Genomic DNA, 10485 nt, shown 5'->3' with positions numbered 1-10485 from the left:
CCGGCCTGAACCTGACCAGCGCGGACTACGTCATCCACTACGACCCGTGGTGGAACCCGGCCGTGGAAAACCAGGCCACCGACCGCACCCACCGCATCGGCCAGAAACGCCAGGTCTTCGCCTACAAGATGCGCCGACGACATCCCGGGGCCGTCGGCCAGATCGCGGCCGGTGAGCCCTCCGGACGGGGCCGCCCCGCCGGGCAGGGCCGGGGTCGGCTTGTGGGGCGGCGTCTTGGGGACGGAGTCCACGGTGATGGTCTCGGGGCCGCCCGTCTTGTTTTGCAGATCCTCCATGAACTGGAGTTCCTCGGGCCGCAGCACCGTGGGCGGCTGGGCATTGTCCAGGGTGGACGAGGTCTCGGTGGAGGGCATGATCTGGGCCAACTCCGGCACGGCCTCTTCGGGCCGGTAGCCTCGGCCCACCAGGATGCCCAGAATAAACACCCAGCTTATGCCCAAAACAAGGACAATACCCAGGGACACAAGCCCCGACATGGTCAGCTCGAAGCTGAACTTGCGGGGGCCGCCCTCATTCGACACGTTGAATTTGCTCAAGAGTTTCATTTCCTAGGTTCCATTGCAGGGCATCATTTCGCTTTTTGGAGAAATGTCAAGACCAGGGCCGCCGACACGCAAGCGGTCGGCGAACATCACAAACGGGCGGCCTCTGCGCCGCGCCCTGGCCGAGTGATCGTCGCGCCTTTGCGTCCCGCAGTTTCGCCGCCGACGGCGGCGCACCGCCCCGGGACCGAAAAGGCGGGGGTTCGTCATGATTCCGTCCGCTCCATCTTCTCGGGCGCGGAAACGCCCAAAAAGGCCAGTCCGGCCCGCACCACCCGGGCCACGGCGTCCAGCAGATGCATCCTGGCCCGGGTCAGTTCCTCGTCCCCGGTGGCAAGCACCTGATGCGCCGCATAATAGGAATGCAGCCTCCCGGCCAGATCGCGCAGATAATAACTGATCACGTGCGGCGAAAACGTGGCCGCCGCCGTGGCCACCACGTCCGGGAACTGCTCGATCTGGCGCAAAAGCCCCAGGTCTTCCGGGGTGGACAGCCGCGACAGCAGGGCCGCGTCCGGAGTCCCGGCCTGGATGCCGCGCTCGGCCGCCTTGGCGAAAAGCGATTTCACCCGGGCATGGGCGTACTGCACGTAATACACCGGGTTGTCCATGGTCTGGCGCTTGACCAGCTCCAGGTCGAAATCCAGGTGGCTGTCGCTTTTTCGCGACAAAAACATGAACCGGGCCGCGTCCGTGCCCACCTCGGCCACCACGTCGGCCAGGGTCTCGAACTTGCCCGCCCGGGTGGACATGGCGATCTGCTCGCCGCCGCTTAAAAGATTCACAAGCTGCACCAAGATGACCTTGAGGCTCTCCGGGGATTTCCCCAAGGCCTGCACGGCGGCGTTCATGCGCGGCACGTAGCCGTGATGGTCCGCGCCCCAGATGTCCACCACCACCTCGAAGCCCCGGGCGAACTTGTCGGCGTGGTAGCAGATGTCCGAGGCGAAATAGGTAAGCTCCCCCGACGACTTGCGCAGCACCCGGTCCTTGTCGTCGCCGAGGTTCTGGGAGGCGAACCACAGCGCCCCGTCCTTATCATAGGCCAGCCCCCGGGCCGAAAGACCCTCAAGCGTGGCCTCCACCCGGCCGCCGGACACCAGGGTCTTTTCCGAGAACCACACCTCGTGGGACACCCGGAAATCCGCCAGATCCTTTTTGATCCCGGCCATGATGCGGTCCACGCCGTAGGTCTGGCAGATGGCTATGGCCTCGGCCTCGGGCATGGAGAAAAGGGCCATGCCGTGGATGGCCGAAAGCTCCCGGGCCAGGTCGATGATGTACTCGCCCTTGTACCAGTCCTCGGGCCAGACCACGTCTTTGCCGTAGAGCTCCCGGTAGCGCAGCCAGATGGAGTTGCCCAGAAGCCGCATCTGCCGTCCGGCGTCGTTGATGTAGTATTCGGTGGATACGGCGAACCCGGCGGCGCGCAGGATGCGGGCCAGGGTGTCGCCCAGGGCCGCGCCCCGGCCGTGGCCGATGTGCAGGGGGCCGGTGGGGTTGGCCGAGACGTATTCCACCTGGATCTTTTTGCCGCCTCCCAGGTCCGAGCGGCCGTAGCCGCCGCCTGCGTCCTTTTCCAGCACGTCGGCGATGGTGGCCTGCCAAAAGGCGGGCGGGAAGGTCACGTTCAAAAAACCCGGCCCGGCCACTTCGGCCACCATGCCGGGATCGGCGGACACCAGAGCCTGGCGCAGGGCCTCGGCCAGATCGCGGGGCTTTTGCCCGGCGGCCTTGGCGGCCATCATGGCCGCGTTGGTGGCCAGATCGCCGAATTTCGCGTCACGGGGCGGCTCGATGGTGGTCTTTTCCGGCCAGGGGATGCCCATGCCCGCCAGGGCATCGGAAAGGAGGCTACGCAGATGAGTGACGGCACGCATGACATATGTCCTTGGAAAATGGTGGTCGGGCCCCACCGCCGCCCTGTGGCGGCAGGCCAGGCCTCTTCCCGTTACGGGATTCCAAAGGGCGACAGCCCTTTGGCCGCCGGAGGCATTCAGGAAACAGGCGTCCTACAACGCCGCCGCAGCGTCCGGATCGGCCACGCCCAGGATCTCCGCTTCCGCGTCAGCGGCGTCGGCGGGCAGGCAGGCCTTGGCCAGCTTGGCCAAAACGCCCTTGGGGCCAAGCTCCACGAAGGAGCGCACCCCCGCCTCCCACATGGCCCCCATGGTCTGGAGCCAGCGCACCTGGGAGGTCATCTGGCGCTCCATGAGGCCCTTGATGGTCCCCGGATCGGTCTCGGCGGCGCCCGTGACGTTCATGTAGACCGGAAAGGCCGGAGCCCGCCAGGACATCCCCTGCATGGCCCGCACCAGCTTTTTGGCCGGGGCGTCCATCATGGGGCTGTGGAAGGCCCCGGACACGGCCAGGGGAATGGCCCGGCCCTTTGCCTCTTTGGCCAGGGCGGCGGCGGCCTCCACGGCCTTGGCGTGGCCGCTTACCACAAACTGCCCGGGAGAATTGTAGTTGGCCACCAAAAGGATCTCGCCGGTTGCGGCGGCGGCCTTGGCCACGATCTCCTCGACCTGCTCCAGGCCAAGCTTAAGCATGGCCGCCATCTTGCCGTCCGGGCCGCCCTCTTCGGCCATGAGCCGCCCGCGCAGGCTGACCAGGGACAGGGCCTCTGCGGGCTCTAGCACGCCCGCACTGGTCAGGGCCGCGTATTCGCCCAGGCTGTGCCCGGCGGCGGCGGCCGGAGAGAGCCTTTTTTTCAAATGATACCACAGCCCCAGGTTCACGGCGACCATGGCCGGCTGGAGATTTTTCGTATCGGACATGGCGGCGTCGTCGCCGTCCCAGTAGATTTCCCGAAGGGGCAGACCGCTTTGCTTCTCGGCCAGGGTCCACAGTTCCGTGGCCTCGGAGGACACCTCGGACAGGGCCTTGCCCATGCCTTTTTCCTGGGAACCCTGTCCCGGGAACAGGATCGCACGGCTTATGGGGGTTGCCATCGCGTCGCACACTCCTTACAGGTCGTTGTCGTTTACCATGATGGGTTCGGCGCGATTGGTAGTTGATGACGCCCCGTTGTGCAAGCCCTATCGAACCCCCGTATCCGGATCGATCCATGCCCAAGATTTCCATTTTGTCCCTGTCCAAGTCCTATGGCGGCCGCGACGTGCTGCGCGATTTCTGCCTGGAAATCGACGCCGGAACGCGTCTGGCCGTGGTGGGCCGCAACGGCGCCGGAAAATCCACCCTGTTGCGGCTTCTGGCCGGACAGGACGAACCCGACGCCGGCCGTGTGGCCTATCCCCCCGGGGCCCGGGTGGGATACGTGGCCCAGGAGTTGGACGAAACCGACCTGCAGACGCCGCTACTGTCCTTTGTCATGGCCGCCCTGCCCTCCTGGGGATCGTTTTGGCGAGACTGGGACCGGGCCGCCAAAGACGGCGACGAAAACGCCCTCAAGGAACTGTCCGCGCGCCAGACCCGGCTCGAACACGAACTGGGCTACAACCCCGAGCACCGGGCCAAGGCCATCCTTTCGGGGCTTGGCTTCGACGACCGGCAATGGGGCCGCGAGCTCTCGGCCTTAAGCGGCGGCTGGCGGGAACGGGCCAAGCTGGCCCGGGTTCTGGCCGCCGGGGCGGACATCCTGCTTTTGGACGAGCCCACCAACCACCTGGACCTGGAGGCCGTGGAGTGGCTTGAGAACTATCTTCTGGCCTACGAGGGGGTGCTTGTCTTCGTGGCCCACGACCGGGTGTTTTTGGACCGGGTGGCCACCAAGACGCTTTTTCTGGGCGAGGCCAAACCGGTGGTGCGGCCCGGATCGTTTTCGGACTTTCTGGCCTGGCGCGAGGAACTGGACTCCCGGCTCGGCAAGCAGGCCCAGAACATCGACGACAAGATCAAGCGCCAGATGGCCAACATCGACCGCTTCCGCTTCAAGTCCTCCAAGGCCCGTCAGGCCCAGAGCAAGCTCAAAAGCGTGACCCGCCTGGAAAAGGAGCTGGAGGGCCTGCGGGACGCCCGGCCCGAGTCCGGCGGCCCCACCCTGTCCTTTACGCTCCCCGAGCCCGAACGCGGGGACAAGACCGTGGTCTCGGCGGCCGACGTGACCTTCAGCTTTCCCGGCCGCGCCCCCCTGTGGGAGGCGCTGACCTTCCATATCTACCGCGGCCAGAAAATCGCCCTGGCCGGGCCCAACGGCTCGGGCAAGACCACGCTGCTCAAGCTGGTCACCGGAAATCTCGCCCCCCACTCCGGCCGGGTGCGGGTGGGAACGGGCATCAAGATCGGGTATTACAGCCAGCATCAGACCGAGCTTCTCAACCCGGACCAGACGGTCATCTTTGAAATGAAACGCATGGCCGGACCCAAGGCCTCCCACCAGGAGGTCTGCAGCATCCTGGGGCTTTTCCTTCTGGGCGAGGGCTACTTCGAGCGACCCGTGGCGCAGCTCAGCGGCGGCGAGAAAAGCCGCCTGCTGTTGGCCGGGCTTTTCGCGGCCCGGGCCAACTTCCTGGTGCTCGACGAGCCCACCAACCACCTGGACCTGGAAAGCCGCGAGGCCCTGACCCGGGCGCTTATCGATTATTCCGGGACCATCCTTTTGGTGGCCCACGACCGGCGCCTTCTGGCCGAGGTGGCCGACGAGGTGTGGTCCGTGGGGCACGGCGGCATCACCGCGCATCTGGGCGGCTTTGAGGAATACGACCGGATGCTTCGCGAGCAGGCCAAGGCGGCCTCCGCCCAGGACCAGGAGGTCAAGACCAGCCGCAAGGACGACAAGGAGCGCAAACGCCGTCTGGCCGAGGAGCGAAACGCCGTCTACCGGGAGCTCAAACCCAAGAAAGAGACCTATGCGACCCTGGAGACCGAGCTTGAGACGGCGCTCGACGAACAGCACAGGCTGGAGGCCGCCATGGCCGACCCGGCCACCTATGCGGATCGCGGGCTCTTTTCGGAACTGTCCAAAAAATATCACGAACTGGGCGAGGCGGCGGAAAATCTCTTGACCCGCATGGGGAAACTGGAGGAAGAAATTGAGTCTCTCGAAGCCCGCCGGGCCGCCATCGCCGAGCAATAGGGCCGTGTCGTGAAACCCGGCGCCCCTTGCCTCGACGTGGTTGCGGCCATCCTGTGGCGCGGTGGCCGGTTTCTGGCCGTGCGCCGCCCGCCGGGCAAGCCCATGGCCGGGATGTGGGAATTTCCCGGGGGCAAGCTGGAGCCGGGCGAGACCCCGGCGGATGCGCTTATGCGGGAGATTCGCGAGGAGCTTGGGGTGATCCCCCGCCGTCCGGTTTTTTGGAAGGAAACGACCCACGCCTATCCGGACCTGCGCGTACGGCTGATGTTTTTTCATGTTCGGGAGTTTTTTGGCGACCCCGCCCCCATGGAAGGGCAAGAGTTGGCCTGGCTGACCCCGGACGAGGCCGTGGCCTATCCGTTTCTCGAGGCCGACACGGACATCGTGCGCGAACTCGGGCGAGCCGTTTCGACGTTCCCGGCCTCCTGACCGGCATGCCGGGCCTGGTGGTCGCAGCGGTGTCCATGATTCCATGACGACAAGGAATGGTATGAAGATTATTGATCTTATCCGAAACGGAAAGCCGTTTGTCTCCCTTGAATTCTTCCCCCCCAAGGAAAAAAGCGCCTGGCCGGGATTTTTCGACGTGGTCAACTGGCTTGCGCCCACCAAGCCCCTGTTCGTGTCCGTGACCTACGGCGCAGGCGGCGGAACCCAGGCCAACACCCTGGAGATCGTCTCCCGCATGAAGAAGGAATACGGCCTGGAGCCCATGGCCCACCTGACCTGCGTGGGGGCCGGCGAGAAAAACATCCGGGCCTTCCTGGACTCCCTGGTGGACAGCGGCGTGGAGAACGTGCTGGCCCTTCGCGGCGACCCGCCCAAGGGCCAGGCCGATTTCGTTCCCGACTCGGAGCAGTTCCGGCACGCCTCGGATCTGGCGGCGTTTATCCGGGCCGAATATCCCTCGCTGTGCATCGGCGTGGCCGCCTATCCCGAGGTGCATCCCCAGGCCGAGTCCCCGGAAAAGGATCTGGAATATCTCAAATTCAAAGTGGCCGCGGGCGGCGATTTCATCGTGACCCAGCTTTTTTTCGACAACCGCCTGTATTTCGACTTCGTGGCCAAAGCCCGGGCCACGGGAATCGCCGTGCCCATGCTGCCCGGCGTGCTGCCGGTCGTAAGCCTGGCCGGGGCCAAACGCATGCTGACCTTTTGCGGGGCGTCCATGCCGCCGGACTACATGGCCGCGCTGGAGGCGGCCGACGCCTCGGGCGATAGCTCGGCCGTGGCCGAACTCGGCGTGGCCTACGCCACGGCCCAGGCCCGGGAGCTCCTTGCCGGGGGCGCGCCTGGGGTGCATCTGTATACCCTGAACAAGGCCGAGGCCTGCCTGAAGATCATCGGCGGACTTGGCCTTTCGTCGTAACCGTTGTCGTCATCGGGACGCCGGTGGCGTCCCGAGATTGATGGCAAAGCCCCTGGTTTTAGAAACCGGGGCTTTGCGCCGCCAACGGCGGCACAGCCGCCGGGCGGAAAGGCACGAAAATCACGCGCTTCCGGCGCGGCGAAGCCGCGACCTGCTCGTGATTTTCATAGGCCGCTGACGTTTTCAGCGGCCTCGGGACGCCACTGGCGTCGCGTACATCGTAAACCCCGTCGTGATGGAGGATGGTATGGGAAGGGGCGATCTGGTCGTGGCCGTATGCGGCGCCACGGGTGCTGTGGGCAGGGAGATGCTGAAGACGCTTGAACAACGCAATTTTCCGGCAACGACCGTACGGGCCTTCGCTTCGGCCCGGTCGGCGGGAACCACCGTACCCTTCAAGGACGGCGAACTCGTGGTCGAGGAGCTGACCGAGGATTCCTTCAAGGGCATCCATCTGGCCCTTTTTTCCGCTGGCGGCGCAACCTCGAAAAAATTCGCCCCCCACGCGGCCAAGGCCGGATGCATTGTGGTGGACAACTCCAGCGCCTGGCGCATGGACCCCAAGGTGCCGCTGGTGGTGCCCGAGGTCAACCCGGACGACGTGGCCTGGCACAAAAACATCATCGCCAACCCCAACTGCTCCACCATCCAGATGGTGGTGGTCTTAAAGCCCCTGCACGATGCGGCCAAGATCAAGCGGGTCATCGTTTCGACCTATCAGGCCGTGTCCGGAACCGGACAAAAGGCCATCACCGAGCTTGAGACCCAGGTACGCCAGCTTTTCAACATGCAGGAACCCGAGGTCAAGGTGTATCCGTATCAGATCGCCTTCAACTGCCTGCCCCAGATCGACGTCTTTTCCGAAGGCGACTACACCTTCGAAGAGATCAAGATGATCAAGGAAACGGCCAAGATCATGGGCGACGACTCCATCAAGGTCACGGCCACCACGGTGCGCGTGCCGGTTTTTTACGGCCACAGCGAATCCGTGAACATCGAGACCGAAGAGAAGCTGACGGCCGCGCAGGCCCGGGCCATCCTGGCCCAGGCCCCGGGAATCACGGTGTATGACAACCCCTCGGAGAAGTTCTACCCCATGCCGCTTCTGGCGGCCGGGGAGGACGAGGTTTTTGTGGGGCGCATCCGCGAGGACCAAACCATCGACAACGGCCTCAACCTGTGGATCGTGGCCGACAACATCCGCAAAGGCGCGGCCTTAAACGCCGTGCAGATCGCCGAACTGCTGCTGACGCGCGGCATGCTGGACGACTAGTGTCGCGTCCGCGAAATCGGCGAGCCTGGATTTGAGAGACAACCCTCATGAGAACAGCTCCATTTTAGCTGCCGAGACACGGGAGGATTCGGAACACTCGCTGGACCACGCGGATGTCGGCGACGGCGGCGGCACGCTTGATGTGATGCGTGCTGCGGCTGCGATCCGCCATGGCCCGGACTCACGCGACGGCCGCCTGCGGCAGGCGGTCGGTTCTCCTCGGCAGCGATGCGCATGCGCGTCGCCGCGAGGACGGAACAAGGCCTTTCGGACGGGGCGCATGACGTGTCGAGCGCCCCGCTGTGCTGTTTCCCCTGGAGGACGACGCGACAAGCAACGACAAGGAGTGTGTGTCGATGTCCGCGAAAAAAACCGATGGCCTGCTGGTGTTGGCTGACCGCACGGATCTGTACGCCAGGGAAATGAACCGGCTGGAGATGCCGGTGACCATAGCCGGAAGCGTTCCGGAATTTCTGGAGCGGTTGTCCGGGAGTCCCCGCCAGGGTTTGGTGCTGGACATTCAAAAGGTCATGCGCTCTCCCCGGGCCGAGAGGGATCGGCTGTTTCGGGTCAGCGAGTCCTACCCCATCCTGCGCACCAAGGTGGACCGGTCGGGCAGAAACATCCTTTTCCTGGATGATGTCGATTGCTTCCTGCACAATTGCGGCACGTTCTGCCCCGAGCGCAAACGCTGCACCCTACGCTATCCGGTCAAGCTCAACGCCTTCGTCACCCGCGAGGACGACCCGGCCATGCTGGACGCCACCCGGGCGAACATCCTCAACATCTCCCAAAGCGGCTGCTTCGTCCTGACCCTTGAGGATTTTTCCACATCGCGCTTTGTGCATGTCCGGATCATGGAACTGACGGATCCGACCCCGATTTTCGGGCTGGTGCGCTGGTGGCGGCCCTGGGGGGAGCCCGGGATGCTGCCCGGGATCGGGGTGGTGTTCATGGACGTCAAGCCCGGGCATCTGACCGAGATCGACGACATGTGCCTGGAGGGCGCCGGGGTCGAGGAGTGCGACGAGGACGACGAGGACGACAAGGCCGCCAGTTGCTAGGGGCATCCGGCCTCAAGCGGCATGTGCAGCGGGGTGGTGAAGAAAACAAACCGAATGTGCGCTGTGACGCAGACGCAACACGGTATGGACTCCCCGACGTCGGCGTCCGACCCTCCGGGCGCCCCCCTGCCCCCGGGTAAGGCGTCCTAGTCGGCGCGAATCCCGGCCAAAAGCCACATGGCCCCGGGCCTGGAGTCGTCCCGGACAAACGTCCAGGTCTCCCGCTCCCGGTCATCCCCGGACTGGCCCGGCATCTTGGCCAGCACCTCGTAGAGGGCCTCGATCCTGGTGTTGTTTCCTTCCTTTTCGTGGGTCGCGATCCCGGCGTCGACCAAAAGCAGTTGGGACGTCTTCCCGCCCGTCTGCGCGGCGCGCGCCGTCGCCATCCGGGCCAGTTCAGCCATGAATTCCGGGGCCACGAACGGCGCCATCCCAGACACGTCGCCCTTCTCCATGGCCTCCCGGACCCGGGCGTAGACCGCCTTGGCCCCGGCCACAAACTCCTCGTCCTCGCTTTGGAAGGCCGGTTGCGATCCGGCCGGGGCCGGTTTTCCGGTCGACGGCGCGGAACGCAGCCCGCCCCAGGCCGCCTCGGCCGCCTGATAGGCGCGTTCCAGACCCGGTTCCCGGCCATCCGGGCCAGGGCCATGGGACGTTTCCGGGCCGTATCCCTCCTTGGGAGGGGCCGACGGCCGGGGAGCGGCGTTGGCGGGATCAGCGCTTTTCGGCGAAGGGTCGGAGGGTGTCCGCCCCCCGGCAGGGGACGGCGTGGGCCGTGCGGCCCTGTCCGGTCCCGTGGACGGCGCGCGCCTGCCCGTCAAAAAACGGAACAGCATAAAGACCACAAGCCCGAGGATCACGATGTCGGCCAGGCGGGGACCGGTGAAGGGCTCCCCCAAAAACAGGGCGTTTATGAGGCCGCCGCCGAACATTCCCGAGGATTCGTCCGAGGGCAGGCCCTCGGCGTTCACGGCGGCCAGGGCCGAGGCGGCCAGGGCCAGGGACAACGGCACGGCTGCGCCCAGGGAGAACGCCCGGAGGCGACGATACGCGGCATGGGGCATGGGGGAGTCCTTTTTGTCCTTTTTTTCCAGTGTACCTGCGGAGTGCGCCCTGTCAACTCGCGCCTTGCCGCGCAGCGGCCCTTCGAACGCCGCGTGCGGCCGCCCCCCCGCTCC

8 protein-coding genes and 1 pseudogene are annotated in these 10485 nt (G+C 65.4%); 6 read left to right on the top strand and 3 right to left on the bottom strand.

Annotation, left to right across the window (positions count from 1 at the left end; all coding sequences use genetic code 11):
* Positions 1-131, top strand: a pseudogene (locus V3572_RS17830) (helicase-related protein); the annotation flags it as partial.
* A 638-nt stretch (positions 132-769) separates the two neighbouring features.
* Here V3572_RS17830 and argS read toward each other — a convergent pair.
* Positions 770-2443 carry an arginine--tRNA ligase gene (gene argS, locus V3572_RS16705; protein ID WP_332112163.1) on the bottom strand — a complete coding sequence of 558 codons (1674 nt, stop codon included), beginning with the start codon at positions 2441-2443 and terminating at the stop codon, positions 770-772.
* Between the two features lie 132 nt (positions 2444-2575).
* Positions 2576-3517: an ACP S-malonyltransferase gene (locus tag V3572_RS16700; protein WP_332112162.1), complete on the bottom strand. Its 942-nt coding sequence runs from the start codon at positions 3515-3517 to the stop codon at positions 2576-2578.
* 116 nt (positions 3518-3633) lie between these two features.
* Here V3572_RS16700 and V3572_RS16695 point away from each other — a divergent pair, with 116 nt between their 5' ends.
* From V3572_RS16695 to V3572_RS16675, 5 genes are all read left to right on the top strand, one after another.
* On the top strand, positions 3634-5601 hold the full coding sequence (locus tag V3572_RS16695) for an ABC-F family ATP-binding cassette domain-containing protein (RefSeq protein WP_332112161.1): 1968 nt from the start codon (positions 3634-3636) through the stop codon (positions 5599-5601).
* A gap of 9 nt (positions 5602-5610) precedes the next feature.
* Positions 5611-6030 (top strand): (deoxy)nucleoside triphosphate pyrophosphohydrolase, encoded by a 420-nt coding sequence (locus V3572_RS16690; protein ID WP_332112160.1) that lies wholly within the window; start codon positions 5611-5613, stop codon positions 6028-6030.
* A gap of 61 nt (positions 6031-6091) precedes the next feature.
* Positions 6092-6970 (top strand): methylenetetrahydrofolate reductase [NAD(P)H], encoded by an 879-nt coding sequence (gene metF, locus V3572_RS16685; RefSeq protein WP_332112159.1) that lies wholly within the window; start codon positions 6092-6094, stop codon positions 6968-6970.
* Between the two features lie 247 nt (positions 6971-7217).
* Entirely contained in the window at positions 7218-8243 is a 1026-nt protein-coding gene (locus V3572_RS16680; protein WP_332112158.1) for an aspartate-semialdehyde dehydrogenase, read from the top strand.
* Positions 8244-8599: 356 nt separating this feature from the next.
* Positions 8600-9307, top strand: a complete 708-nt coding sequence (locus tag V3572_RS16675; RefSeq protein ID WP_332112157.1) for a PilZ domain-containing protein — start codon at positions 8600-8602, stop codon at positions 9305-9307.
* Between the two features lie 146 nt (positions 9308-9453).
* Here V3572_RS16675 and V3572_RS16670 read toward each other — a convergent pair whose 3' ends face one another.
* The gene (locus tag V3572_RS16670; protein ID WP_332112156.1) at positions 9454-10371 is read right to left on the bottom strand and encodes a hypothetical protein; all 918 of its coding nucleotides are present in this window, start codon (positions 10369-10371) and stop codon (positions 9454-9456) included.
* Positions 10372-10485: the final 114 nt, after the last annotated feature.

Source organism: Desulfolutivibrio sp., from assembly GCF_036584575.1.
Taxonomy (GTDB): Bacteria; Desulfobacterota; Desulfovibrionia; order Desulfovibrionales; family Desulfovibrionaceae; genus Desulfolutivibrio.
The sequence above is the reverse complement of the archived record's forward strand: the minus strand, read 5'-3'. Positions and strand labels throughout refer to the sequence as shown.

Excerpts from the sequence above, each read along its gene's own strand:
- V3572_RS16700 (WP_332112162.1), bottom strand. The coding sequence starts at position 3,517 with ATGGCAACCCCCATAAGCCGTGCGATCCTGTTCCCGGGACAGGGTTCC.
- V3572_RS16670 (WP_332112156.1), bottom strand. The coding sequence starts at position 10,371 with ATGCCCCATGCCGCGTATCGTCGCCTCCGGGCGTTCTCCCTGGGCGCA.
- V3572_RS16675 (WP_332112157.1), top strand. The coding sequence starts at position 8,600 with ATGTCCGCGAAAAAAACCGATGGCCTGCTGGTGTTGGCTGACCGCACG.
- metF (WP_332112159.1), top strand. The coding sequence starts at position 6,092 with ATGAAGATTATTGATCTTATCCGAAACGGAAAGCCGTTTGTCTCCCTT.
- V3572_RS16680 (WP_332112158.1), top strand. The coding sequence starts at position 7,218 with ATGGGAAGGGGCGATCTGGTCGTGGCCGTATGCGGCGCCACGGGTGCT.
- argS (WP_332112163.1), bottom strand. The coding sequence starts at position 2,443 with ATGCGTGCCGTCACTCATCTGCGTAGCCTCCTTTCCGATGCCCTGGCG.
- V3572_RS16695 (WP_332112161.1), top strand. The coding sequence starts at position 3,634 with ATGCCCAAGATTTCCATTTTGTCCCTGTCCAAGTCCTATGGCGGCCGC.